The following is a 24743-nucleotide window of genomic DNA, read 5'->3' on the forward strand; positions in this document are numbered from 1 at the left end:
TACCTCTCGTATGCGACTTCCGCCCCACATCCTCGTGGTCAACGGCATCAAGGTCCGCCGGCCGGTCTTCCTGATCGGAGCGCCGCATTCCGGTACGGACCTGCTGGCCCGCGCCCTGAAACGATCTCCCGGCTTCCACGTGACGATGGGCCGCGCGAGCGTGGCGCACGTGGTGTATGCCTTCGCCCGCAAGCCGTCCATCGGGCAGACCTCCGGCGCCGTACGCGTCATGCGCGACGCGCTCGCCGAGTCGTGGCAGGTGCTGCCGCGCTCGTGCGGCCAGTGCGCCGAGTCGTGCCGCGAGGCGGGCGGCGTCACAGGGACCGGTCCCTGCGTGGCGGCCGGCGACATCACCAGGTTCGGCGACGGCAGCCCCGATCTGCTCTACAGCGCGCCCGTGCTGCTCCAGGCGTTCCCCGACGCGCGGTTCGTGCAGCTCATCCGCGACGGCAGGGACGTGGTGGCCGGCATGCTCGACGATCCGGCGTGCCTGGCCTGGTTCAAGCCGGCGATGTTGTCGGAGCAGACCGAGTTCCCCAACGCGTTCCTCGGCGTCAACAAGGACGAGCACCTCGAACGGTGGAAGGGCATGTCGGCGGCGGGCAAGAGCGCCCTGCGCTGGCGCAGCGCCGTGCGCATGAGCGCCGAGCTGCGCAGGACGCTGCCCGAGGAGCAGCTCCTGACGCTGCGCTACGAGGACCTGCTGGCCAAGCCGGCCCCCTCGGTCGCCACGCTCGCGGAGTTCCTCGAGACGCGGGTGTCGAAGGTCGTCCTGTACGACACCGGTGTCCCCAAGGTCGGCGCCTGGCGCGCCAAGCTCAGGGGGCACGACCTGGAGCTGGTGGAGAAGGTGGCCAGGGAGGAGCTCAATCGCCTGGGCTATCTGAAGAAGTGAACTGGGTGCGGTAGAGCTCCGCGTAGAGCCCGCCGCGGGCCAGCAGCTCCTCGTGCCGTCCGCGCTCGGCGATGCGGCCCTCGTGGATCACCAGGATCTCGTCGGCCTCCCTGATCGTCGAGAGCCGGTGCGCGATCACCAGCGAGGTGCGGCCCTCCAGCGCCCTCTTCAGCGCCACCTGCACGGCCGCCTCGGACTCCGAGTCGAGGTGGGCGGTGGCCTCGTCGAGCACGACCACGCGCGGCGCCTTGAGCAGCAGCCGGGCCAGCGCGAGGCGCTGCTTCTCGCCGCCCGACAGCCGGTGGCCGCGGTCGCCCACGACGGTCTCGAGCCGCTCGGGCAGGCCCTCCACGAGGTCGCCGATCTGCGCGGCCCTGAGAGCCTCCCAGATCTCCTCGTCGCTCGCCTCCGGCCTGGCATAGCGGAGGTTGGCCCCGATCGTGTCATGGAAGAGATGAGCGTCCTGCATGACCACTCCGACAGTGTCGCGCAGGGAGTCGAGGGTGGCGTCGCGCACGTCGAGCCCGTTGACGCGGACCGCGCCCTCGTTGACGTCGTACAGGCGGGACACCAGTGACGTGATGGTCGTCTTGCCCGCGCCCGAGTGGCCGACGAGGGCGACCAGCCGGCCCGGCGCGGCCGTGAACGAGATGCCCTTGAGCACGGGGTAGGAGGGGCCGGTGTCCTGCCTGGCGACCGACTCCAGCGAGGCCAGCGAGACCTCCTCGGCGGCCGGGTAGCGGAAGCGCACGTCGTCGAACTCGATCGTCACCGGCCCGTCGGGGACCGGCTCGGCGCCGGGCCGCTCGGCCACCATGGGCTTGAGGTCGAGGATCTCGAAGACCCGGTCGAAGCTCACGAGCGCGGTCATCACGTCGACGTGCACGTTCGACAGGGACGTGAGGGGGCCGTACAGGCGCATGAGGAGGGCCGTCAGGGCGACCAGCGTGCCCAGCTCGAAGACGCCGGACACCGCCAGGACGCCGCCGATGCCGTACACCAGGGCGGTGGCCAGCGCGGCGACCAGCCCGAGCGCGACCCTGAAGACGGTGCCGTACATGCCGACCGTCACGCCCACGTCGCGCACCCGGGCGGCGCGGCGGCCGAACACCTCCGCGTCGTCCTCCGGGCGGCCGTAGAGCTTGGCCACCATGGCGCCCGCCACGTTGAACCGCTCGGTGGTCACGGAGCTCATCTCGGCGTCGAGCTGCATCTGCTCGCGGGTCAGCGCCGACATGCGCCGCCCGACGAACTTGGCGGGCACGACGAAGATCGGCAGCAGCACCAGCGCGACCAGCGTCACCTGCCACGACAGCGCCAGCATCGCGCCCAGCACCAGGACCAGGCTGACCACGTTGGAGACCACGGACGACAGCGTGCTCGTCAGCGCCCGCTGCGCGCCGATCACGTCGGTGTTGAGCCTGCTGACCAGCGCGCCGGTCTGGGCCCGCATGAAGAACGCCACCGGCATGCGCTGCACGTGGTCGAACACCTCGGTGCGCAGGTCGTAGATCAGCCCTTCGCCGATGCGCGCCGAGAACCACCGCTGCACCAGCGTCAGCCCGGCATCGACCAGCGCCAGCGCGGCGATCGTCACCGCCAGCCCGACCACGACGCCCGGCCGCCTGGCCAGGATGCCGTCGTCGATGATCGCCTTCATCAGCAGCGGGTTGGCGATCACGATGACCGCGCCCGCCACGACGAGCAGCAGGAACGCGGCAATGTGCGTCCTGTAGGGCCCGGCGTAGCGCGCGATGCGCCGCACGGTGCCGGGCCGCAGCCGCTGCTTGGCCACCGAGCCGTCGCGCCGCAGGGACGCCATCACGTTGGGGCCGAAGCCCCCTCCCATCATCGCCATACGGGGGATCCCTCCTCCTCCAGGGGAGAGAGCACCGCCACCGCGCCCGGCGATTCCCCCGTCCGCTCACCGCGAAACCCACGGGCACCGCCGCCCTTCCAACCTACTGCCCACCCGCGCCACCTCAGGAAACGGGCACGACCAGGCCGTCGCCCCGGCTCGCGTGGCACCGGCCGGGCGCTCCTCCCCAGCGGGACGGATGTGACGGCGGTGGCGAGCGGCTGTTTGCGGCGCGCTGAAGGCAACCCCGCGTGCCCATACCCCCGGAGGGACGGATGTGACGGCGGTGGTGAGCGGCGGCTCAGGTGAAGAGGGATTTGATGCGGGCCGCCTGTTCGAGCCGCTCGGCCGCACACTGCTCCTCCAGGGAGCGGCCCTGCGCCCCCTGGAGGAGTCGCTTCGTCGCGATCGCCGCGTCCCGGTTGACGGCCAGCAGCTGCGCGACCTTGTCTCGTACGGCTTGATCCAGGTCGCCCCCGGCGACCACTTTCTCCGCGAGGCCGATGCGCATGGCCTCGTCCGCGTGCACGGTCCTGGCGGTCAGGCAGATGTCGATCGCCTTGGCCAGGCCCACCAGCTCGACCAGGGGCTTGGTCCCCGTCAGGTCGGGCACCAGACCCAGTGCGGGCTCTTTCATGCAGAAGGAAACATCATCGGCCACGATCCGCAGATCGCAGGAGAGCGCGAGTTGGAACCCCGCGCCAATCGCGTGCCCCTGCACTGCGGCGATGGAAACGATCTCCGGGCGGCGCAGCCACAGGAACCCCGCCTGTGCCTGCCTCATGCGCTGCTCGAAGGTTACGTCGTCGCTCTTGGCCGCCGAGCTGAACGAGCCCTGTCCGGGCACCCCCTCAGGTGTGAACATTCGCAGGTCGATCCCTGCCGAGAAGGACGGTCCCTCACCTTTCACGACGACTACGCGCACCTGCTCGGGCAGGCTTTCGCCGATCCGAGCCAGCGCCGACCATGTCGCGAACGTCTGCGCGTTCCGCTTTTCCGGCCGGTCCAGCGTGATCGTCGCTATCTCACCGTCCACCTCGATGCGAACTCCGTGCTCCGTTGTCACGGAGACCTCGTCCGCGTTCCCCCCGCGCTGTCGCGCCTGCGCTCCCGCCATCGCCCGCTCCCTCCAGTCCTGGTCGCGCGAGGAGTGCGCGCCCAGTGTGCTGACCGTCGCGCCCGAGCCTACAGAACATCGTTCTGGCCCGGGCGCGACGGTATGGCTGACTAGGGACGGGCGGCTGCGGTCGCACGTTCCGAGGCGGCCTCAGCGCTTGGACTTGCCTCGGGTCGCCCCGCCGCGCCCGCGCAGAGTCACGCCGGACTCGCTCAGGATGCGGTGGATGAACCCGTAAGACCGACCGGTCGAAGCGGCCAGGGCGCGGATGCTCTCACCCGCGGCGTAGCGCTTCTTGAGATCGCCGGCCAGTTTTTCCCGGTCGGCCCCGGTGACCCGGGTGCCCTTCTTCAGTGTCTCGGCCACGAGTACCTCCTGTAGTGCCGGACTTCCGCAGCGTTACTCCGCCATGATCAGTCATTTCAGCGGGATCGGCTACCTACTCCACGGGAAAAGATCCGTACCCACTCAAATTAAGATCAGGCAAGTGCCACAAGATCGGAAAATTCGTCGCTCCATGCGTCTTCAGTTCCGTCCGGTAGCAAGATCACCCTATCCGGTGACAGGGCGTCAACGGCACCCTCGTCATGTGTGACTAGGACGATTGCTCCTGAATAGGACCTCAGCGCATTGAGAACCTGCTCGCGGCTGACCGGGTCGAGGTTGTTCGTGGGCTCGTCGAGAAGGAGGACATTGGCGCTCGACAGCACCAGGATCGCCAGTGCCAGCCGGGTCTTCTCGCCGCCGGACAGCACGCCCGCGGGCTTGTCGACGTCGTCGCCGGTGAACAGGAACGAGCCGAGCACCTTGCGCAGCTCGGTGTCGGTGAACTGGCCCCCGGCCGACCGCATGTTCTCCAGCAGGGTGCGGCCGGGGTCGAGGGTCTCGTGCTCCTGGGCGTAGTAGCCGACCTTGAGGCCGTGGCCGGGCCGGATCTCGCCCGTGTCAGGAGTCTCGATGTCACCGAGAATCCGCAGCAACGTGGTCTTGCCGGCACCGTTCAGGCCGAGGATGACGACCCTGTGACCTCGGTCGATGGCCACGCTGACGTCGGTGAAGACCTCCAGCGAGCCGTACGACTTGGACAGCCCCTCGGCCGTGAGCGGGGTGCGCCCGCACGGCTGCGGCTCGGGGAAGCGCAGCCGCGCCACTTTGTCGCTTTTGCGCTCTTCTTCGGTGCCCGACAGCAACCGGTGCGCACGCCGCATCATGTCCTGGGCGGCCTTGGCCTTGGTGGCCTTGGCGCGCATCTTGTCGGCCTGCGCGAGCAGTGCACCTGCTTGTTTCTCGGCGTTGGCGCGCTCGCGCTTCCTGCGCTTCTCGTCGGTCTCGCGCTGGGCGAGGTAGGCCTTCCAGCCGACGTTGTAGTGATCGATCACCGAGCGGTTGGCGTCCAGGTGCAGGACCTTGTTGACCGTAGCTTCAAGAAGACCGACGTCGTGACTGATGATCACCAAGCCGCCTTGATGCGATCGCAAAAAATCACGAAGCCACCCGATTGAGTCGGCATCTAGGTGGTTTGTCGGCTCGTCGAGAAGGAGAGTTTCCGCTCCGCTGAAAAGAATTCGTGCCAATTCCACGCGCCGGCGCTGACCGCCGGAAAGCGTTTGCAACGTCTGCGACAGCACGCGATCGGGCAGTCCGAGGCTGGAGGCGATGGACGCCGCCTCCGATTCGGCCGCGTATCCGCCCAGGACGTGCATCTGGTCCTCGAGCCTGCCGTACTTCCTGACGGCCTTCTCGCGGGTGCGGTCGTCGGCGGAGGACATGCCGAGCTCCGCCTGGCGCAGCTCGCGCAGGACCTCGTCGAGGCCCCGCGCGGACAGGATGCGGTCGCGGGCGAGCACCTCCAGGTCGCCGGTGCGCGGGTCCTGGGGGAGGTAGCCGACGCTGCCGGAGGTGGTGACGGCGCCGGCGGCGGGCAGCCCTTCGCCCGCCAGCACCTTCGTGAGGGTCGTCTTGCCGGCGCCGTTGCGCCCGACGAGCCCGATCTTGTCGCCCGGGTTGACCCGGAACGAGGCCTTTTCAATCAGCAGCCGCGCGCCCGCGCGCAGCTCTATGTCACTGGCGATAATCATGTTGGCGGAACACTCCCGAGCTAGGAAACGGAGGATTGGGCGTGGGACGCCAGATCAATCGGGAGTATGCATACGGATCAGTGTAGGCTGTTCGGACCCACGCGTCGGCAGCTTGGCCCCCACCACGGGCGCGGCGCCTGATCGCGAAGGCTTCCTCTCGCGCTCATCTCGCGTACGCCCTGCCGTCCCCCTCGTGCCAGATCTTGTCGCGTGTGAATACGAAGAGATGGCTCGCGGTCCTGGCCTCGGCGGCGGTGGCGGTAACCGTGTCGGTCGCGGTGGCGGGCGCGCCCGAGACGGCGGTCGCCGACGGGCGGCGCGCGTTCGACCTTCAGGCGCACCGGGGCGGGCTCGGGCTCGTGGTGGAGAGCACCCTGCCCGCGTTCGCGAACGCCCTGGAGCTCGGCGTCAGCACGCTGGAGCTCGACGTGCAGATCACCGAGGACGGCCAGGCGGTCGTCACGCACGACCGGCGGATCAGCGACAGGAAGTGCGGCGACACGGCGCCCGTGACGCCCGGCGACCCCGAGTTCCCCTACGTCGGCAAGTACATCAACACGCTCACCCTCCAGCAGGTCCGGACCATGGACTGCGGGTCGCGGACGCTGGCCGAGTTCCCGGGGCAGCGGGCGGTGCCCGGGGAGCGCATGGCGACGCTGCGCGAGGTGTTCGACCTGGTGCGCCGCTACCGGGCGTGGGGCGTGAAGCTCAACGTCGAGACCAAGGTGGAGGCCGGGGCGCCGAGCGAGACCGCGCCCCGGGAGCAGTTCGCGCAGGTGACGCTGCGGGAGATCCGGCGGGCCGGGATGCTGCGGCAGGTCACCATCCAGAGCTTCGACTGGGGCGCCCTGATGCGGATGCGTGAGCTGGAGCCGCGGCTGCCGCTCGTCGCGCTCACCAACCGCGACTTCCTGCAGACCGGCCGGCCGGGCGCCTCGCCCTGGCTGGGCGGCATCGACATCGACGACTTCGGCGGCGACCCGCTCACGGCGGTCAAGTCGTTCGGGGCGGACGCGTTCTCGCCGGTGCACGGGTTCCCGCAGAACGGCAAGGTCACCGATCCCGGCTACCAGGCGTACGTCACCAAGGACATGGTCGACCAGGCCCACGCCCTCGGCCTCAAGGTGATCCCCTGGACGATCGACGACGCCCCGACGCTGAACAAGCTCATCGACGACGGCGTGGACGGCATCATCACCGACTACCCCGACCGGCTGCGGCAGATCATGGCCGAGCGCGGCTTCAAGCCGCCCAAGCGCTACCGGCTCCGCTGGTCGGAGTAGCTCCGAGAGCGGCACTGCCCGCCCGAGCCCCCGCGGAGCGCTGCCGGGGGCCCGGGCGGAATCTCAGGCCGACAGCGGGTTGACGTGCCGGTGGTGCACCCCGATCACGGGGATCTCGTGCAGGCTGCCCGAGTACAGGAACTGGGTCATGCCGATGAGCAGCCGCCGCACGTCGTCCTGCGGCCGCACGACCAGGCGGATGAACTGGCTCGTCGTGCCCAGCTTGTTGCCGCACTCGCGCACGTACACGCCGTGCTCGGAGAGCAGGTGGTCGCGCAGCCCCACCCCGTCGTACCCGGGCGGCAGCTTGATCAGCAGGAAGTTGCCCTGCGACGCGAACACCGACAGCCCCGGCATGGTGCTGAGCTGCTGGAACATCGCCCGCCTGTCCTGGCCCACCCGCATGAGGCTGTTGTGGTACTCGCCCATGAACTGCCGCATCATGAACACGATGACCTCGGCGAACGAGTTGAGGTTCCACTTGGGCAGCGCGTCGCGCACCCGCCCGGCCAGCGCCGGGTTGGCGACCATGTAGCCGAACCGGATGCCGTGCAGGCCGAAGTTCTTGCCCAGGCTGCGCAGCACGATCACGTTCGGCCGGACCGCCGCCTCCGCCGCCAGCCCCGCGTCCGGCTCGCAGTCCACGAAGTCGCCGAACGACTCGTCCACGATCACCAGGTCGAGGTCGATGAGCTCGTCGAGCAGGTGCAGGACCTCGTGCTTGGGCAGGTAGCCGCCGTCGGGGTTGTTCGGGTTGCAGATCACCGCGACCCGGGAGCCGCGCATGCGGATGAACGAGACATATTCGCTCACGTCGAGGGCGAAGTTGCGGCTTTCCATCAGCGGGAACATGTCCACCCGCTTGCCCGTCTCCAACGGCTGGTCGGTCCAGCGGCCGAAGGTCGGGATGGGCACCGCGAGGCTCTCGCGCACCAGCAGGTGGTCGATCCAGGTGATCAACTCGGTCGATCCGTTGCCCATGGCGACCGTTTTCGGGTGGAGTCCGAGCGTGGCGCAGAGCTCCGCGGTGATCGTGCCCGCGTCGCTCGGATAGAACTTCAGGATCGTCTCCAGGTTTCTCCCCAGATGCTCGAAGATGTCTGGGGTCGGGAAATACGGGTTGCACGGGATGCAGAAGTCAACCGGCGCGCGCTCTCCCGACGAGGCGCGCATCAAAGAAAAATACGACGGGCTGTGCGCCTGTGCCCGCAAGAGGCTGAGCTCCACGACACCTCCATGGACATGTCCGATGTGTGTAGGTACGCGTGGGTGGGGCGACCGGTTCATGATGTTGTGCGAACCGGCCCTCATCAGGTCATGACTCCGCGCGCCGCAGCGTGAGGATCGCGATGTCGTCGCGCGGCGCGGCCCGGGTGAACGCGCGGAGGTCTTCGCCGAGCGCCTGGGCCAGCTGTTCCGGGGGGCCGGGGGCCCACGCCCGCAGGCGTTCCTCCAGCGGGTAGAAGGTGCCTTCGTGCGGGTCGCGGGCCTCGGTGACGCCGTCGGTGCACAGCACCAGCGTCGCGCCGGGCGGGAACGCGAACCGCGCGCACCGCCGCGGCGCAGGGGCGAGCGCGGCCACGCCGAGCGGCACGGACGGCTCCCCGAGGTTCACCTCGCAGGCGTCGCCGCCGTGGATCATGTACGGGGCGATGTGCCCGCAGTCGACCGCCTCGACCTCCAGCCGCCGGCCGATGTCCAGCACCAGGGCGGTGACCAGGCGCTCGGGCTCCCCGGTAGTGGCGGCGAAGGTGTTCTGCCTGACCACGGCGTTCTCCATCGCCTCGACGACCCCGGTCAGCGTCTCCTCCCGGTAGGCCGCCTCCCTGAACGACCCCAGCACGGCCAGCGCGGTCCCGATGGCGGGCAGCCCCTTGCCCTGCACGTCGGCGATGAGCACCCGGGTGCCGTACCGGGAGACGGCGACCTCGTACATGTCGCCGCCCACCAACGTGTCCTCCTCCACCGGCTGGTAGAGGCCGTCGATGACGACGTCGGCGGTGCGCAGCGGCAGCGGGCGCACGATCAGCCGCTGCAGGGCGGCCGCCGCCGAGCGCAGCCGGTGCACCTCCTCCTCGCGCCGCACCCGGTAGGCGCAGCCGAGCACGCTCAGCGCGCCGAACACGGCGGTGAACCCGGCGGCCAGCAGGTTGTCGTCCAGTTCGCCGCCCAGGTATGTGGTGATCCCCCCTGCCGCCAGGACCACCCACACCGACGCGACGACCGTCTGCCGCACGGAACCCAGCCCGGCCACGATCGCCGGGAGGAAGATCAGCAGCGGGAACAGCCGCACCGCCGTGCCCGTCAGGGTGTCGAGCGCGACGACCACCGCGGTGATGACGACGAGCCCGGCGACGAACACCGGTGTCGAGAGATACGGCCCTTCGCGCCGCCCGCCATCCGTCACGTGTCCTTTCATCCCCCGTCATGGAACGGCGTAACGGCGGCTTTCTCGAACAGCCGGAAGAAATCGTGAAATAAACCCATCAGATGGCCCTGTGCAGGGAAGACGGGGGGATGAAAAGCGGAAGTAAACGACTCCGCATCTTATGGCGGGATCTGCTGGTGCCAGTGGCTGATTCGTTGCGGCCTGCTCATTGATTTCTCATCGACGGTTTCATTGACAAGTAAAGATGATCTTGTAAATATCTTGAGTTAAGACGTGCAGGGTGCCAATTCCGCGCGAGAAGGGGTGGCCGTGTGAGCGAGCAGGACTGGACTCTGCTGCCGGCCGTGGCCGTCCGGAGCGCGGGCTTTCCCTGGGAGCTCGTCGGATCCCTGGCCTACCCGCGGGCCGCGGCGGCGGCGGCCGAGGTCGTCCGGCTGGAACGGCGGGCGCTCCGCCTGCTCGCCGACGCCCCGGCCCGCGCCACCCCTGCCGAGGCCCCCCGCCGGGCCCGCGCCGTCCCGGCAGAGACCTCCCACCCGGCCCGCGCCGTCCCGGCAGAGGACCCCCGCCCGGTCCGCAGCGCCGCAGGCGGGGACCCCCGTCCCACGGGCGGGACGGGGAGCGGGCGGCTGCCGCGCGGTCTGCGCAGCCGCCTGCGCGACCTGCGTCCCCTCCCGGACGACACGCCCGCGCCCGCCGGCTGGCTCACGGCCTGGAACGAGGTGACCGGCCCGCTGGAGGAGGCCCGGCTCGCCCTGGCGGGCACGACGTCCGCCGACGCGGCGCTCGCCCGGTCGGCCGCGGCCGAGATCGCGGCCGACGAGCGCTTCCTGGACGCCCTCGTGCGCTCCGCGCCCGGCCTCTACCGCGACCTGCGGCGCGGCACCGCCAGGGGCGGCCGGCTGCGGCGCCTGGTCGGCTCGGTCCTGCAGGAGCTCTGCGCCACGTGCCGCCTCGGGCCGCTCGACCACGGCCGCGTCGAGCCCGCGCCGGTCAGCGGCCACACGTGGTCAGGGCATCGGGCGCGCCCGCAACGGGTGGCGTACCCGGCCGGCTGGGTGAGCGAGTCGCTCCAGCAGCGCGTCCTGGCCGACCCCGCGCTCGTGGCGGGGCTGGTGCCGCGCCGCAGGACGTGGGTGGGCGCCATGCCGGACGCCGTGGCCGACGCGGAGGTGCTCGTCGCGCTGTGCGACGGGCGCCGGACGCTGGCCGAGATCGCCGCGGAGTCGGGGGCGGAGCTGGAGCAGGCCGCCGCGGCGCTGGCGGTGGCGGTGCGCCGCGGGCTGCTGACCCACGACCTCTGCCCGCCGGCCACGGTCGCCGACCCGCTGTCCTGGCTCCGCGAACGCCTCCCCGCCGAGACTCTCCGCCCGGACGCCCATGGTCCGGACGCTCGCCGTTCAGACGCCGACGGCCCGGATGCCGCCCGCCCGGACGTTCCCCGTCCGGGCGGTGACCTGCCGGTGGGCAGGCGTGTACGGGAGATCACCGAGCTGCTCGCCCAGTATCCCGCCGCCTCTCCCGACGTGAAGCTGGCCCTCCAGCGGCGGATCGAGACGCTGGCCGGCAGCGGTCGCCAGGACGGGCGGGCGCACGACGACCGGCCCCGCGACGACCGCGTCATCGTGCACGAGGCCGCCGCGGGCACGCTCCGGGTGACCGTCGGCGAGGGGCTGGCGGCCGACCTGGAAGGCCGCGTGCCCCGGGTGCTCGACCTGCTCGCCGCCGACGCCGAGCTGACCAGGCAGCGCACCAACCGGCTGCTCGCCGGGCGGCTCGGCGCGGGCACGTTCGGGCTGGCCGAGGTGCTGGGGGCCACCGACGACCTGGAGATCCGCTACGGCGACGACCTCGCGGAGCGGATCGCCGCCATCGTGCGCGCCGCGCCGCCCGGCGCCGCCACCGTCGACCTCGCGGGACTGCTGGACGACCCGCTTCCGCCGGCCGCGCCCGTGCTCTGCTCGGCCGACGTCATGGTGGCCGCGCCGTCGCTGGAGGCGTACGAGCCGGGGCTGACCCCGCTGGTCCTCGGCGACCTGCACGACGTCGCGCTGCTCACGCCATGGGCCCAGCGGCTCCACCCCGACGGCGGCGCGCTCCTCGCCGAGCGGGACGCGGCGATCGTGCGGGCGCTCGGCGACCACACCGCGCTCAACGTCATCTCGCGCCGTTCCACCGGCCGGCCGCCGCTGGAGTTCCCCGGGCCGGTGCTGGAGCTGGGCGGCGTGGCGGCCGACGGCGGGCGGCGGCGGATCGGGCTCGACGAGCTTTACGTGCACAGTGACGGGCGCCGCGCCGTCCTGCGGGCCACGGGGGTGGACGGGCCGCTGCTGCTCCACAACGGCGAGCACGACGACACGGCGCTGCACACGGCGCTCGCCCTGCCCAGGGTGCGGCGGCCGGACCTGCGGCACCTCTCCCGGGTGCCCCGGCTGACCTGGGACAACGTGGTCATCTCGCGGCGCGCGTGGCGCGTGGGCCGGGCGTCGTTCGAGGCGCTCGGCCAGGCCACCGGGGATCGCGAGCTGCTGGTCGCGATGGCGCGGCTGCGGGAGACGCACGAGCTGCCCGTGACGTTCTTCGCCGCCTCCCCCCGCGAACGCCGGCCGATCCACGTGGACACCCGCTCGCCCGCGCTCGTCGAGGGGCTGGCCCGCCTGGCTGCCACGGCCGAGCGGCTCACGCTGACGGAGACGCTGCCGGGGCCGGAGGAGTGCTGGCTGCGCGACGGCGGGCTGAGGTTCGCCGCCGAGCTCCGCTGCGTCTACGTGCGCCCGGCCGGCAGCCGGCCGGCGCCCCGGCCGAAACCGGAGGCGGCGGACACCTGCTCCCCGGCGCCGGCCCCGCGCTCGCGGGCGGTCGCCCGGTATCCGGGGCCGGCCGACGTGCGCGCCGACGCGTGCTCGCGGACGGCCGACCCGGTGTCGCCGCGCGCGCGGGCGGCGCACCCGTACCCGTGGCAGGAGGAGTGCCGCTGACGAAGCCGCTCGCCGCGTTGCTCGAACGGGCTGCTCGAACGGGCTGTTTGAACGGGCTGCGGCGGGTGTCCGAGTCGCCCGGGGGCGGCCTATGACGCCGGGCCCGCTGAGGGGGCGCGGTTGCGGGACGCCCCGGACATCCGGCCGGGGAAGCGGGTGCGCCGGGTGGCCGGGGCGTGCTGCCCGCGGGCCGGATCACGGAGGGAGCGCTAAGAGGGAGCGGATCGCCGGCCACGGCACCCTGCTGGTCGTCTCCCACCGGCAGGCCGCGCTCGAACGCGCCGACCAGATCGTCGTGCTCGACCGCGGCCGGGTCGCGGGGCGCGGGCGGCTCGGTGAGCTGCTGGAGAGCTGCCCGGAGATGCGGCGGCTGTGGAGCGCCGAGCGGATCGCCGAGGCCGAGGAACGGACGGGCGATTGACCGGAGGCGGAGGCCCGTCCCCCGGTTCGGGGCCGGGGGACGGGCGGGCGCGGAGATCGGGCACCATGGATGGTGTGACAGTGACACGACTGGCCGAGCTGGTCGCCGGGGGAGGCGTGGCCGTGCTCAGCGGCGCGGGCCTGTCGACCGAGTCCGGCATCCCCGACTACCGGGGGCCGACCGGCCGGGCCCGGCCGGCGGAGCCGATGACCTACCAGCGCTTCACCGGCAGCGCGGAGGCGCGGCAGCGATACTGGGCGCGCAGCCACGTCGGCTGGCGGCAGATCGGCCGCGCCCGGCCCAACGCCGGCCACCGGGCCGTGGCCGAGCTGGAGCGGCGCGGGCTGCTGGCCGGCATCGTCACCCAGAACGTCGACGGCCTGCACCAGGCGGCCGGGGCGCGACGGGTGATCGAGCTGCACGGCGGGCTCGACCGGGTGGTGTGCCTGTCGTGCCGCGAGCGCACGCCCCGCGCCGACCTCGAACGACGGCTGCGGGCCGCCAACCCCGGCTGGGAGGCCGCCGCCGCCGCGATCAACCCCGACGGCGACGCCGTGCTCACCGATGCGCAGGTCGCCGGGTTCCAGGTGGTCGGCTGCACGGCGTGCGGCGGGATGCTCAAGCCCGACGTGGTGTTCTTCGGCGAGAACGTGCCCCGCGCCCGCGTGGACGAGTGCTTCGCCCTGGTCGCGGGCGCGCGCCTGCTGCTGGTGCTGGGGTCGTCGTTGACGGTCAGGTCGGGGCTGCGGTTCGTCACCAAGGCCGCCTCGCTCGGCATCCCCGTCGCCATCGTCAACCAGGGGGCGACCGGCGGCGACGCCGACGCCTCGCTCACCCTGGACGCCCCGCTCGGCCCCACGCTGACCGACCTCACGGCACGGCTGCCCGTCCCGGCACAATAGGGGTCATGCCTCGTACATGTCCGTGCGGCCTGCCCGCCCCCTACCAGGACTGCTGCGGCAGGCTCCACCGGGGCGAGGCGGCGGCCGCCACCGCCGAGCAGCTCATGCGGTCCCGATACAGCGCGTTCGGCGTGGGCGACGCCGCCTACCTGCTGCGCACGTGGCACCCGTCCGCGCGTCCCGCCCGGCTCGACCTGGACAGGAAGACGCGCTGGGTGCGGCTGGAGGTGCTGGAGACGACCGGTGGCAGCGTCGTCCACACCGAGGGCACGGTGCGCTTCCGCGCCCACTACGTCGAGCGCGGCCGTCCGGGGGAGCTGGAGGAGCACAGCAGGTTCGTCCGTGTCGACGGCCGCTGGGTGTACGCGGGCGCGCTGTGACCCCTCACGTGCACCCTCACGTGCCCCCTCACTGGGGCTTGCGCGCGACGCCGCCGACCAGGGTGTGATGGGAGACGCCGGGGCGGGCGAGGTCGTCGGGGTGCGGCCGCCATTCCGGGAGCGGTACGAGCCCGGGCTCCAGCAGCTCCAGGCCGTCGAAACAGGCGAGGATCTCCTCGCGGGCGCGCCACCGGCCCGTGCCCAGGGTCTCGTGGAACAGCTTCTCGGCCGAGTACGCCTGGGCGGACGCCTCGGGGTGGTCCATGCCCGGGTTGTGGAAGTGGGAGACGGCCAGGTGGCTGCCGGCCGGGAGGCGGGCCATCAGGTGGGCGGCGACCCCGGCCGGGTCCTCGTGGTCGGCCAGGTGGTGCAGGACGCCGAACATCAGCAGCCCGACCGGCTCGCCGAAGTCGATGAGACGCCTGGTGTCCGGATCGTCGAGGACCGCGTCCGGGTCCCTGACGTCCGCCTCGACGACCGTGGTCCGGGCGTTCACGGCCAGCAGCGCGCGGGCGTGGACCAGCACGATCGGGTCGTGGTCGACGTAGACGACCCGGCTGCCGGGGGCGGCCGACTGGGCGATCTCGTGCACGTTCTCCTGCGCTGGCAGCCCCGAACCGAGGTCCAGGAACTGGCGCACGCCGGCCTCCGCCGCCAGGAACCTGATCACGCGCCCGAGGAACTCCCGGTTCGCCCGCGCCGCCTCCGGCGCGTCGGGGGCGATCTCCAGCGCCCGCAGTGCCGTCCGGCGGTCCGCCTCGTAGTTGTCCTTGCCGCCGAGCATGAAGTCGTAGACGCGGGAGACGTTGGAGCTGGAGGTGTTCACTCGACGCGGCGCGCGCTTCGGCCAAGGCTCGGCCAAGGGTCGGCTCCTTCGGGTACGCACCGTGGTGCGGAGGTGGCGTATAGCGATCATAGTGCCGCGAGCAGCCAAAATTCCGCAATAGCGGTAAATGCCGGTCAGGAAGTTGGGTCAACACTCCTCAGGCCGACTCGCGGATCACCAGCTCCGTCGGCAGTATCACCGGCTCCACGTGCTCGGCGCCGTCGATGAGCGCGAGCAGCAGGCGGACGGTCTCCTGGGCCACCTCCGCCAGCGGCTGGCGGATCGTCGTCAGCGGCGGGTGCGTCGAGAGGGCCACCGAGGAGTCGTCGAAGCCGCCCACCGCCACGTCGTCCGGCACGCTGCGACCGGCCGCCCGCAGGGCGGCCAGGGCGCCGGCGGCCATCAGGTCGGAGGCCACGAAGACGGCGTCGATGTCGGGCGTGCGGGCCAGCAGCTCGGTCATCGCGCGCTCGCCGCTGGCCCGCGTCCAGTCGCCGTGCGCGATGAGCTTCTTGGTCGCCTTGCGGCCCAGCACGTCGGCGAAGCCTTCGAGGCGCTGGATGCCGCCGGGGGTGTCCATCGGGCCGGTGATCATGGCGATGCGCCTGCGGCCCTGGTTCACGAAGTATTCGGTCATCTGGCGCCCGCCCAGGCGCTCGTCGGCGGCGGCGTACGGGATGACGCTCTCGCGGCCGATGACGGCGCCGCAGGAGACTGCGGGCGGTCCGGACTGCAGGGCGTCGATGAACGGGTCGCCGGCGTGCGTCGAGACCAGCAGCACCCCGTCGGCGTGGCCGCCCCGGACGTAGCGGACCACCCGCTCGCGGTCGCCCTCGTCGCCCGCCAGCATCATCACCAGCGACAGGTCCCGCTCGGCCAGCATCCTGATGGCGACCCGGATGGTCGTGCTGTAGTTGGGGTCCTCGAACAGCTTCTCCTGCGGCTCCGACAGCACCATCGCGATCGACCCGGTGCGCTGGGTGACGAGGCTGCGGGCGGCCCGGTTGACGACGTAGCCGGTCTCCGAGATGGCCCGCTCGATGGCCACGCGCGCCGCCGGGCTCACGTACCTGTCGCCGTTGAGCAGCCGCGACACCGTGCCGCGGGAGACGCCCGCGGCGGCGGCGACGTCGTGGATCGTAGGGCGCTTCATTTCACGGCTCCGGAGGACAGATCGGTCTTCCAGTATCGCTGCATCGTGAGGAAGAGCGCGATCAAGGGGATCAGCGACAGGAAGGCCCCGGTCAGGATCAGGTTGTAGAGGGAGGGCTGGTTCGCCCCGGACGCCAGCAGCGTGAAGAGCCCGACGGTGAGCGGGAACTTGCCGTCGTCGCCGAGCATGATGAACGGCAGCAGGAAGTTGTTCCAGATGGCCACGAACTGGAACAGGAAGATCGTCACCATGCCCGGCGTCATCAGCGGCAGGGCCACCCGGTACATCAGGCGCCACTCCGTGGCCCCGTCGATCCGCCCCGCCTCCAGCAGCGAGTCAGGGATGGCCGCCGCCGCGTAGATGCGGGCCAGATAGATGCTGTACGGGTGCAGGATCTGCGGCAGCAGCACGGCCCAGTAGGTGTCGGCCAGCCCGACCTTGGAGAACAGCAGGTACTGCGGGATCGCCAGCACCACGGCCGGCACGAGGATGCCGCCGATGAGCAGGTTGAAGATGAGGTTCCGGCCGGGGAAGCGGAACTTCGCCAGCGCGTACCCCGAGATCGCCGAGACCGCGGTCGACAGCAGCGCGCCGCCGCCCGCGTACAGCAGCGTGTTGCCCGCCCACAGCCAGAACACCCCGTCCCGGTAGGCGAACAGCTGGGACACGTTGTCGAGGAAGCCGGTGCCGAAGGCCAGCGTCGAGGTGGTGAACAGCTCGCCCGGCGACTTGGTCGCCGCGATCAGCACCCAGAGCACCGGGAACAGGCAGTAGATCGCGCCGAGCAGGAGCAGCCCGGTCGGGGCCACTCCCCACGGCCTGCGCGCGGCGGTCGCGCGGTGTGTCGTGGCCATCAGCCCTCCCCGAAGGCGCGGTTGCGGACCACGCGCAGGAACCCGAACGACAGGACGAGCGAGATCGCCGCGATGACGATCGAGGTGGCGGCGGCCGAGTACAGGTCGCCGGTGACGAACGCGTCGCGGTAGACCTTCATGAGCGGGCTCCACGTGGAGCTGATCGTGTTGGTCAGCGGCCGCAGCGTGGTGGGCTCGGTGAACACCTGGATGGTCGCGATGATCGAGAAGACGGTGGTCAGGATGATCGCCGGGGTGAGGATCGGGATCTTCACCCGCAGGGCGATCTGGAGCTCGGAGGCGCCGTCCAGCCGCGCGGCCTCGTACAGGTCGCGCGGGATCGCCCGGAGCGTGGTGTAGAGCACGAGCATGTTGAAGCCGGTCCCGCCCCACACCGCCACGTTCGCCATGGAGTACGTGACGGTGCTCGCGCCGAGGAAGTCGATGTCCAGGACGTCCCTGATGGGACTGAGCGAGGGCAGGTAGAGGAAGCCCCACAGCAGCGTGGCGGCCACGCCCGGCACCGCGTACGGCAGGAAGATCGCGATCCGGGAGAACCGGGCCAGCCGCACCCGCGCCGAGTCCAGCAGCAGCGCGAACAGCAGGGCCAGCCCGAGCATCACGACCAGCACCAGCGCGCCGTAGCCGAGCACCCGCAGCCAGCCCTGCCACAGCTCGGGGTCGGACAGGGCGGCGGAGAAGTTGTCGAACCCGACGAAGACCTCCTTCCGCGCGCCCCTGCCCAGCCCGAGCCCGGACACCTTGGTACGGCGCATCGCCAGCCAGACGGTGTACCCGATGGGCACCGCGAGGAAGAGCGTGAACAGCACGATCGCGGGGGTCAGGAACAGGTACGGCCACGCCCCCCTCCCGGACTTCTTCATGACGCGATCTGGAATCCGGACTTGCGCATGTCGGCGACGGTCGCGTCCTGCATGGCCTGGATCGCGTCGGAGAACGGCGTCTTGTTCTGCAGCGCCTTGTCGAAGTTGTCCTTGAAGGCGTTGTACGTCACGCCGATGTTCGGGCCGAAGGTGAAGCCGCGCGCGACGGCGGAGACGGCGGCGGCCTGCTGCCAGAAGTCGGGCTGGGTGGAGAAGTAGTCGGGGGCCTGGCCGAGCGCCGACTGGGCCTTGGTGGCGGCCGGGTAGATGGCGGCCTCCTTGACCAGCAGGTCCAGGGCGGCGGGGTCGGTGTTCATCCAGGTGGCGAACTGGGCGGCGGCGGCCCTGTTCGGCGTCTTGGCGGACACGGCCGTGGACGAGCCGCCCCAGAAGCCGCTGAAGTTCTCGCCCGCGTTCCACTGCGGCAGCGGCGCGGCGGCCCACTTGCCCTTGGCCTTGGGCGCGTTGGTGGCCAGCACGCCCGGCGCCCAGACCGCCGACGGCCAGGTCAGCAGCTTGCCGTCGTTGAGCGCCTTGTTCCACTCGGGGGTGAAGAACGGCATGTCGTCGATGACGCCCTCCTTGACCAGGCCGCCCCAGTAGTCGGCGACCTTCTTGGTGGGCTCGTCGGCGACGTTCACCTTCCAGGACTCGCCGCTGATCGACCACCACTGGGCTCCGGCCTGCTGGGCCAGGCCCGTGAACGCTCCCGGATCCTTGCTGGAGAACGTGCCGAGGTACGCCTTCGGGTCCTTCTTGCGCACGGTGCGCGCGGCGTCGGCGTACTCCTGCCAGGTCTTGGGGACCGCGATGCCGTACTTGTCGAACAGGTCCTTGCGGTAGAAGAGCATCATCGGGCCGCTGTCCTGCGGAATCCCGTACACGCCCTCGGTGCCGAGCGTGACCAGGCCCCACAGGCCCTCGGCGAACTCGCCCTTGATCGAGGCGGTCTCGGCCTTGATGTCGGCCACCGCGTCGGCGGCCACGAACGAGGGCAGGTGCTGGTACTCGGCCTGCACCAGGTCCGGCGGGTTGCCGGCCTTGGCCGCGGTGAGGAACTTGGCCGCCGCGTCGTCGCCGCCCGCCTGCTTGCTGACCGTCACCTGGATGTCCGGGTGCGACTGGTTCCAGACAGCGGCGATCTTGTCCATGTTGGGGGCCCAGGTCCAGTACGTCAGCTTGACCGGTCCCTTGGCGGCGGCCGTGGGGCTCTGCGCCGCCTCGGTGCTCTTGGCGGGTTCGCTGGACCCGCAACTCGCGAGAGTGGCCGTGAGCACGACGGCCAGGGCGGCTCCGAGGCGGTTGGCGCGCATGCGTACCTCCAGAAGGTTCTGTGAACGTGCACAGAGTGAAACAGGCGCGAAACGCACGTCAAGGGGTCGTTATGTTCTCGTTAATCAGCCATTATCGGGAGAAGTGAGGGCGGCTGTTCCCGGGAAGGCCGGGTGGGCGCTACTGTGCACGTTCACAGAAGAGCTTCTCTAGGGGGATGGATGTATCCGGAGCGTCCTGCCGGCATCGCCTTTGGCGGCGACTACAGCCCGGAGCAGTGGCCACGCGAGGTCGTGGAGGAGGACGTGGCCCTGATGCGCGAGGCCGGGGTCAACCTGGTCAGCCTGGGCATGTTCTCGTGGGCGCTGATGGAGCCGGCGGAGGGACGCTACGAGTTCGGCTGGCTGGACGAGATCGTCGACCGGCTGCACGAGGCCGGGGTCGCGGTCGACCTGGCCACGCCGACCGCCGCCCCGCCCGCGTGGTTCATCCGGAAATATCCGGATGTGCTGCCGGTGACCAGGGAGGGGACGCGGATCGGGTTCGGTGGCAGGCAGAGCGCCTGCTCCAGCGCCCCCGCCTTCCGCGAGGCGACCGCGCGGCTGGTGCGCGCGCTGGGCGAGCACTACCGCGGGCATCCGGCCGTGGTCATGTGGCACGTGCACAACGAGTACGGGGCGCCGCTCGGCGAGTGCTACTGCGAGCACAGCGTGGCGGCCTGGCGGGACTGGCTCAAGGCCACGTATCGCGATGTCTCCGCGTTGAACGACGCCTGGGGCGCCACGTTCTGGGGCCAGACGTACACCGACTGGGCGGAGATCGACGCCCCCCGCTTCAACCACACGGTCGTCAACCCGGCCCAGCGCCTCGACTACGCCCGCTTCAGCGACGGCCAGCACCGCGAGCACTACGCGCTCCAGCGCGACATCCTGCGCGAGCTCACCCCCGGCGTCCCCGTCACCACGAACTTCGCCGGCACCGTGAACTGCAAGTCCGCCGACCTGTGGCAGTGGGCCCGCGAGCTGGACGTGGTGGCCAACGACCACTACCTCAAGGCCGAGCGGCCGGACAACCACATCGACCTGGCCATGTCCGCCGACCTGGCCCGCTCGGTGGCGGGCGGCGCGCCGTGGATGCTCATGGAGCACTCGGCGGGGGCGGTCAACTGGCAGCCGCGCAACCTCGCCAAGCGTCCCGGCGAGATGCGCCGCAACAGCCTGGCGCACGTGGCCCGCGGCTCCGACAGCGTGCTGTTCTTCCAGTTCAGGGCGTCGCGGTTCGGCGCGGAGAAGTTCCACTCGGGGATGGTGCCGCACGCGGGGACCGACTCCGAGCAGTGGCGCGAGGTGGTCCGGCTGGGCGCAGACCTGCGCGGGCTCGCCGATCTGCGGGGGAGCCGGGTGCGGGCCGAGGTGGCGGTGGTCTGGGACTGGGAGTCGTACTGGGCGCTGGAGCTGGACTGGCGGCCGTCGGTGGACCTGACGTTCAGGGAGCGGATGGACGCCTTCTACGAGGCGCTGTGGCGGGAGCACGTCACGGTCGACTTCGTCCACCCTTCCCCCCATATTTCAGGTGATATTTCGGGATACCGCCTGGTGGTGGTGCCCAGCTCGTACCTGCTGACCGAGGCCTCCGCCAAGAACCTCCACCGGTACGTGGAGGCGGGCGGCAACCTGCTCGTCTCCTACTTCTCCGGCATCGTGGACGAGCACGACGCCATCCACCCTGGCGCCCACCCCGGCGCGCTGCGCGAGCTGCTGGGCCTGTCGATCGAGGAGTTCCACCCGCTGCGCGAGCACGAGACGGTGACGCTGGCGGGCGGCGACCAGGCCCGGATCTGGTCCGAGCGGGTCCGTCCGGCGGGCGCGGTCGCCGTACGGGACTTCGCCACCGGGCCCGACGCCGGACACCCCGCCGTCACCCGCCACGACCTGGGCGCCGGGACCGCGTGGTACCTCGCCACCGCCCCCGGGGGCACCGGCCTGCGCGAGCTGCTCGGCCAGGTGCTCGACCACGCGAACGTGTCCAGGCCGGGCGGCCTGCCCGACACCCTCGAACTGGTGCGCCGGGGCGGCCACGTCTTCCTGATCAACCACGGCGACGAGCCCGTGACGGTCGAGGGGGTGACCGGGACGAGCGTGTTCGACGGCGTACGGCACGACGGTCCGGTCACCGTCGCGCCCGGCGCGGTCACGGTCATCGCCCCCACCCCCTAGGGAGACCCTCGATGAAACGCGTTTTGACCACGCTCCTGTTAGTCCTCGCGTCCCTGACCGTCGCGCACCCGGCCCAGGCGGGCGTTCTGCGCATCAGGGGCGCGGACGTCTCCAGCCTCGCCAAGTCGGAGGCGTACGGCGGCGTCTACCGCGACGCCCGCGGCCACCGGGGCGACGCGCTGCGCATCCTGTCGGAGGCCGGGCTCAACTACATCAGGCTCAAGGTCTGGGTGAACCCGGCCGACGGCTACAACACCAAGGCCCAGGTCCTCGCGGTCGCCAAGCGGGCCAAGGCGCAGGGCATGAAGCTGCTGGTGGACTTCCACTACTCCGACACGTGGGCGGACCCGGGCAAGCAGTTCAAGCCCGCCGCGTGGGAGTCGCTCACGCTCGACCAGCTCACGCAGGCCGTGTACGACCACACGTACGACGTGCTCGCCGCCCTGCGCCGCCAGGGCACCGCGGCGGACATGGTGCAGGTGGGCAACGAGATCAACGGCGGCCTGCTCTGGCCGGACGGCTCCAACTCCGACTGGCCGAACACCGCCCGCCTGCTGAACGCCGGGTACGACGCGGTCAAGCGGGTCTCGCGCTCGACCAAGGTCGTGCTGCACCTGGCCAACGGGGGCGACAACGGGCTCTACCGGTGGTGGTTCGACAACGCCGCCGCTCACGGCATCCGGTACGACGTGATCGGGCTGTCGTACTACGCGTACTGGCACGGGACCCTGGAGACGTTCCAGGCCAACATCAACGACGTGGCCACCCGCTACGGGCGGCCGGTGGTCGTGGTGGAGACGGCGTACCCGTTCACGACGGCGGACGACGACGGCTGGCCGAACATCATCGTCTCGGCGGAGCCGTACCCCGGCTACCAGGCGACCCCGCAGGGCCAGGCCGCGATGCTGGCCAAGGTCGCCGACATCGTCCGCCAGGTCCCGGACGGGCTGGGGCTCGGCCTGTTCACCTGGGAGGCGACCTGGACGGGCGTCAAGGGCAACGGCTGGGACCCGGCGGACCCGTCGTCGGGCAACGGCTGGGAGAACCAGGCCCTGTTCGACTACGCCGACCGCGCCCTGCCCGCCCTGCGCGTCCTCGGCCACGCCTGACCCTCCACCCTGGCCGCGGGCGCGGCCCTCATCGCCGCGCCCGCCCGCCGACCCCGGCGCCGCCGGGCGTGGATGCCGGTCGAGCGGGAACCGCCGAGCCGGCGAGACGTTCGGCCCCGCCAAGCGGCAGCCGCTCGGCGAAGTGCTTCACGTCGATCGCTGGTAGGCGCACAGTAGGAGGATCCGGGAGAAGGAGGCACCTGTGATCCTGCCGACGTCGCTGGTCGGAAGTTACCCCCAGCCGGAGTGGCTGATCGACCGCGCCAGGCTCGCCGGGCGGTTCCCGCCGCGCGTGCGGGCCAGGGAGCTGTGGCGGATCCCGCCCGAGCGCCTCGCCCAGGCCCAGGACGACGCCACCGAGCTGGCGATCCGGGCCCAGGAGCGCGCCGGGCTGGACATCCTCACCGACGGCGAGATGCGCCGCGAGAGCTACTCCAACCACTTCGCCACCGCCCTGGAGGGCGTCGACCTCGACGACCCCGGCACGGCGCTCGACCGCAGCGGCCACCCGAACCCGGTGCCGCGCATCGTCGGCCCGATCCGCCGTCCGGGCCCCGTCCAGGTGGGCGACCTGCGGTTCCTGCGCGCGCACACCGGCCGCCCGGTCAAGATGACGGTGCCGGGGCCGTTCACCATGAGCCAGCAGGCGCAGAACGACCACTACCCGGACGCCGAGGCCGCCGCGATGGACTACGCGGCGGCGGTCAACGCCGAGATCCGCGACCTGTTCGCCGCCGGGGCCGACATCGTGCAGATCGACGAGCCGTACATGCAGGCCAGGCCCGAGGCCGCGCGCGCCTACGGGCTGGCCGCGCTCAACGCCGCCCTCGACGGCGTCACCGGCACGACCGCGGTGCACATCTGCTTCGGGTACGCCGCCATCATCCACGAGCGGCCGGAGGCGTACTCGTTCCTGCCCGAGCTGGCCGGATGCCCGGTGCGGCAGGTGTCGATCGAGACCGCGCAGTCGGGGCTGGACCTCGGCGTGCTGTCCGACCTCAAGGACAAGACGATCATCCTCGGGGTGATCGACCTGTCCACGCCGGAGGTCGAGCCGGTGGAGGTGGTGGCCGGGCGGGTGCGCCGGGCGTTCGGGCACGTGCCGCCCGACCGGGTCGTCATCGCCACCGACTGCGGGATGAAATATCTGCCGCGAGAGTCGGCCGAGGGCAAGATGCGGGCGATGGCCGAAGCCGCCCGCATCTTGCGTCACGAAATATCGGCATAAGTCGGGGGTTGCCAATTAGGATCATGGCTCCACCCATCCGTATCGAGGAGCCGACAGTGCCCGAGAGCGAGCAGGAGCGCGCGCCTCGCGGGATCGACACCACCAAGCCCAGTGTCTCCCGCGTCTATGACTACATGCTCGGCGGCAAGGACAATTACGAGATCGACCGTCAGCTGGCCGCGACCGCGCTGAAGATCGCGCCGGACGCGCCCGAGGCCGCCAGGGCCAACCGGGAGTTCCTGCGGCGCACGGTCCACTTCCTGGCGGCCGAGGCGGGCATCCGCCAGTTCCTGGACATCGGCTCCGGCCTGCCGACGCAGGGCAACGTGCACGAGATCGCCCAGGCGGCGGCCCCGCACGCGCGCGTCGTCTACGTCGACCACGACCCGATCGTGCTCGTCCACGGCCGGGCCCTGCTCGCCGTGGACGCCAGCACCGCGATCGTCGAGGCCGACGTCCGCGAGCCGGAGAGAATCCTCGACGACCCGAAGACGCGCTCGCTGATCGACTTCAGCGAGCCGGTCGGGCTGCTGATGTTCGCGATCCTGCACCACCTGGCCGACCACGAGGACCCGGCCGCCGTCGCCGCCGCGCTCATCGAGCCGCTCGCCCCGGGCAGCCACGTGGTGATCTCGCACTTCCACAACCCGGGCGACGAGCACCCCGAGGTGTCGAAGCAGGCGTACGAGGCGGAGCGGATCTTCAACGAGCACCTCGGCACCGGCCGGTGGCGCACCCGCGAGGAGATCCTCGCCTACTTCGACGGTCTCGAACTGCTGGAGCCCGGCCTGGTGCCGCTGCCCGAGTGGCGCCCGGGCCCCGACGACCGCGCCACGCCGGGCATCACGTACCACACCTTCGTCGGAGGCGTCGCCCGCAAACCCTGACCCCCTGAAGCCA

General features: G+C 71.3%; 21 protein-coding genes. 10 read left to right on the top strand and 11 right to left on the bottom strand.

Annotated features, from left to right (window positions below; genetic code table 11):
- Positions 1-10 precede the first annotated feature (10 nt).
- Positions 11-895 carry a sulfotransferase family protein gene (locus tag ACIBQ1_RS45915; protein ID WP_397287457.1) on the top strand — a complete coding sequence of 295 codons (885 nt, stop codon included), beginning with the start codon at positions 11-13 and terminating at the stop codon, positions 893-895.
- On the opposite strand, the gene ACIBQ1_RS45920 is transcribed toward ACIBQ1_RS45915, so the two are convergent.
- The 4 genes from ACIBQ1_RS45920 to ACIBQ1_RS45935 form a co-directional block, all read right to left on the bottom strand.
- Positions 867-2753 carry an ABC transporter ATP-binding protein gene (locus tag ACIBQ1_RS45920; RefSeq protein ID WP_397287459.1) on the bottom strand — a complete coding sequence of 629 codons (1887 nt, stop codon included), beginning with the start codon at positions 2751-2753 and terminating at the stop codon, positions 867-869. The two genes, ACIBQ1_RS45915 and ACIBQ1_RS45920, sit on opposite strands and share 29 nt — an antisense overlap.
- 301 nt (positions 2754-3054) lie before the next feature.
- Positions 3055-3870, bottom strand: coding sequence for an enoyl-CoA hydratase/isomerase family protein (locus ACIBQ1_RS45925; RefSeq protein ID WP_397287461.1), 816 nt, complete (start codon positions 3868-3870; stop codon positions 3055-3057).
- 150 nt (positions 3871-4020) lie between these two features.
- Positions 4021-4236, bottom strand: coding sequence for a helix-turn-helix domain-containing protein (locus ACIBQ1_RS45930; RefSeq protein WP_020547488.1), 216 nt, complete (start codon positions 4234-4236; stop codon positions 4021-4023).
- A 113-nt stretch (positions 4237-4349) separates the two neighbouring features.
- Entirely contained in the window at positions 4350-5948 is a 1599-nt protein-coding gene (locus ACIBQ1_RS45935) for an ABC-F family ATP-binding cassette domain-containing protein (RefSeq protein WP_397287463.1), read from the bottom strand.
- Positions 5949-6160: 212 nt separating this feature from the next.
- Between ACIBQ1_RS45935 and ACIBQ1_RS45940 the strand changes: the two genes are divergently transcribed.
- The gene (locus ACIBQ1_RS45940; protein ID WP_397287465.1) at positions 6161-7231 is read left to right on the top strand and encodes a glycerophosphodiester phosphodiesterase family protein; all 1071 of its coding nucleotides are present in this window, start codon (positions 6161-6163) and stop codon (positions 7229-7231) included.
- Between the two features lie 63 nt (positions 7232-7294).
- Here ACIBQ1_RS45940 and ACIBQ1_RS45945 read toward each other — a convergent pair whose 3' ends face one another.
- Both ACIBQ1_RS45945 and ACIBQ1_RS45950 read right to left on the bottom strand, forming a co-directional pair.
- Positions 7295-8458, bottom strand: coding sequence for a pyridoxal phosphate-dependent aminotransferase (locus tag ACIBQ1_RS45945; RefSeq protein ID WP_397287467.1), 1164 nt, complete (start codon positions 8456-8458; stop codon positions 7295-7297).
- A gap of 88 nt (positions 8459-8546) precedes the next feature.
- Positions 8547-9638: a PP2C family protein-serine/threonine phosphatase gene (locus tag ACIBQ1_RS45950; protein ID WP_397287469.1), complete on the bottom strand. Its 1092-nt coding sequence runs from the start codon at positions 9636-9638 to the stop codon at positions 8547-8549.
- 293 nt (positions 9639-9931) lie between these two features.
- Here ACIBQ1_RS45950 and ACIBQ1_RS45955 point away from each other — a divergent pair, with 293 nt between their 5' ends.
- The 4 genes from ACIBQ1_RS45955 (at position 9932) to ACIBQ1_RS45970 (ending at position 14301) form a co-directional block, all read left to right on the top strand.
- Positions 9932-12598 (top strand): hypothetical protein, encoded by a 2667-nt coding sequence (locus tag ACIBQ1_RS45955; protein ID WP_397287471.1) that lies wholly within the window; start codon positions 9932-9934, stop codon positions 12596-12598.
- 91 nt (positions 12599-12689) lie between these two features.
- Entirely contained in the window at positions 12690-13019 is a 330-nt protein-coding gene (locus tag ACIBQ1_RS45960) for a hypothetical protein (protein WP_397287473.1), read from the top strand.
- Positions 13020-13084: 65 nt separating this feature from the next.
- Positions 13085-13921: an NAD-dependent protein deacetylase gene (locus ACIBQ1_RS45965; RefSeq protein ID WP_397287475.1), complete on the top strand. Its 837-nt coding sequence runs from the start codon at positions 13085-13087 to the stop codon at positions 13919-13921.
- 5 nt (positions 13922-13926) lie between these two features.
- A complete protein-coding gene (locus ACIBQ1_RS45970) occupies positions 13927-14301 on the top strand; it encodes a YchJ family protein (protein WP_397287477.1) in 375 nt (124 codons plus the stop codon).
- Positions 14302-14329: 28 nt separating this feature from the next.
- Here the strand turns inward: ACIBQ1_RS45970 and ACIBQ1_RS45975 are convergent, their stop codons facing one another.
- The 5 genes from ACIBQ1_RS45975 to ACIBQ1_RS45995 form a co-directional block, all read right to left on the bottom strand.
- Positions 14330-15163, bottom strand: a complete 834-nt coding sequence (locus tag ACIBQ1_RS45975) for an SAM-dependent methyltransferase (protein WP_397287479.1) — start codon at positions 15161-15163, stop codon at positions 14330-14332.
- Positions 15164-15284: 121 nt separating this feature from the next.
- A complete protein-coding gene (locus ACIBQ1_RS45980) occupies positions 15285-16280 on the bottom strand; it encodes a LacI family DNA-binding transcriptional regulator (protein WP_397287481.1) in 996 nt (331 codons plus the stop codon).
- A complete protein-coding gene (locus tag ACIBQ1_RS45985) occupies positions 16277-17134 on the bottom strand; it encodes a carbohydrate ABC transporter permease (protein ID WP_397287483.1) in 858 nt (285 codons plus the stop codon). Before ACIBQ1_RS45985 ends, ACIBQ1_RS45980 begins: the two co-directional genes overlap by 4 nt.
- On the bottom strand, positions 17134-18018 hold the full coding sequence (locus tag ACIBQ1_RS45990) for a carbohydrate ABC transporter permease (protein ID WP_397287485.1): 885 nt from the start codon (positions 18016-18018) through the stop codon (positions 17134-17136). Before ACIBQ1_RS45990 ends, ACIBQ1_RS45985 begins: the two co-directional genes overlap by 1 nt.
- Positions 18015-19331, bottom strand: coding sequence for an ABC transporter substrate-binding protein (locus tag ACIBQ1_RS45995; RefSeq protein WP_397287487.1), 1317 nt, complete (start codon positions 19329-19331; stop codon positions 18015-18017). Before ACIBQ1_RS45995 ends, ACIBQ1_RS45990 begins: the two co-directional genes overlap by 4 nt.
- 180 nt (positions 19332-19511) lie before the next feature.
- Between ACIBQ1_RS45995 and ACIBQ1_RS46000 the strand changes: the two genes are divergently transcribed.
- From ACIBQ1_RS46000 to ACIBQ1_RS46015, 4 genes are all read left to right on the top strand, one after another.
- Positions 19512-21506 carry a beta-galactosidase gene (locus ACIBQ1_RS46000; RefSeq protein ID WP_397287489.1) on the top strand — a complete coding sequence of 665 codons (1995 nt, stop codon included), beginning with the start codon at positions 19512-19514 and terminating at the stop codon, positions 21504-21506.
- An 11-nt stretch (positions 21507-21517) separates the two neighbouring features.
- A complete protein-coding gene (locus tag ACIBQ1_RS46005) occupies positions 21518-22615 on the top strand; it encodes an arabinogalactan endo-beta-1,4-galactanase (RefSeq protein WP_397287491.1) in 1098 nt (365 codons plus the stop codon).
- 202 nt (positions 22616-22817) lie between these two features.
- Complete coding sequence (locus ACIBQ1_RS46010) at positions 22818-23843, top strand: hypothetical protein (RefSeq protein ID WP_397287493.1); 1026 nt, start codon at positions 22818-22820, stop codon at positions 23841-23843.
- Positions 23844-23866: 23 nt separating this feature from the next.
- Positions 23867-24730: an SAM-dependent methyltransferase gene (locus ACIBQ1_RS46015; RefSeq protein WP_397287495.1), complete on the top strand. Its 864-nt coding sequence runs from the start codon at positions 23867-23869 to the stop codon at positions 24728-24730.
- Positions 24731-24743: the final 13 nt, after the last annotated feature.

This window comes from Nonomuraea sp. NPDC050153, assembly GCF_044460125.1.
GTDB lineage: Bacteria > Actinomycetota > Actinomycetes > Streptosporangiales > Streptosporangiaceae > Nonomuraea.

Excerpts from the sequence above, each read along its gene's own strand:
- ACIBQ1_RS45935 (WP_397287463.1), bottom strand. The coding sequence starts at position 5,948 with ATGATTATCGCCAGTGACATAGAGCTGCGCGCGGGCGCGCGGCTGCTG.
- ACIBQ1_RS45915 (WP_397287457.1), top strand. The coding sequence starts at position 11 with ATGCGACTTCCGCCCCACATCCTCGTGGTCAACGGCATCAAGGTCCGC.
- ACIBQ1_RS45980 (WP_397287481.1), bottom strand. The coding sequence starts at position 16,280 with ATGAAGCGCCCTACGATCCACGACGTCGCCGCCGCCGCGGGCGTCTCC.
- ACIBQ1_RS45995 (WP_397287487.1), bottom strand. The coding sequence starts at position 19,331 with ATGCGCGCCAACCGCCTCGGAGCCGCCCTGGCCGTCGTGCTCACGGCC.
- ACIBQ1_RS45990 (WP_397287485.1), bottom strand. The coding sequence starts at position 18,018 with ATGAAGAAGTCCGGGAGGGGGGCGTGGCCGTACCTGTTCCTGACCCCC.
- ACIBQ1_RS46005 (WP_397287491.1), top strand. The coding sequence starts at position 21,518 with ATGAAACGCGTTTTGACCACGCTCCTGTTAGTCCTCGCGTCCCTGACC.
- ACIBQ1_RS46015 (WP_397287495.1), top strand. The coding sequence starts at position 23,867 with ATGGCTCCACCCATCCGTATCGAGGAGCCGACAGTGCCCGAGAGCGAG.
- ACIBQ1_RS45960 (WP_397287473.1), top strand. The coding sequence starts at position 12,690 with ATGACGCCGGGCCCGCTGAGGGGGCGCGGTTGCGGGACGCCCCGGACA.
- ACIBQ1_RS45970 (WP_397287477.1), top strand. The coding sequence starts at position 13,927 with ATGCCTCGTACATGTCCGTGCGGCCTGCCCGCCCCCTACCAGGACTGC.
- ACIBQ1_RS45920 (WP_397287459.1), bottom strand. The coding sequence starts at position 2,753 with ATGGCGATGATGGGAGGGGGCTTCGGCCCCAACGTGATGGCGTCCCTG.
- ACIBQ1_RS45985 (WP_397287483.1), bottom strand. The coding sequence starts at position 17,134 with ATGGCCACGACACACCGCGCGACCGCCGCGCGCAGGCCGTGGGGAGTG.
- ACIBQ1_RS46000 (WP_397287489.1), top strand. The coding sequence starts at position 19,512 with ATGTATCCGGAGCGTCCTGCCGGCATCGCCTTTGGCGGCGACTACAGC.
- ACIBQ1_RS45965 (WP_397287475.1), top strand. The coding sequence starts at position 13,085 with ATGGATGGTGTGACAGTGACACGACTGGCCGAGCTGGTCGCCGGGGGA.
- ACIBQ1_RS45925 (WP_397287461.1), bottom strand. The coding sequence starts at position 3,870 with ATGGCGGGAGCGCAGGCGCGACAGCGCGGGGGGAACGCGGACGAGGTC.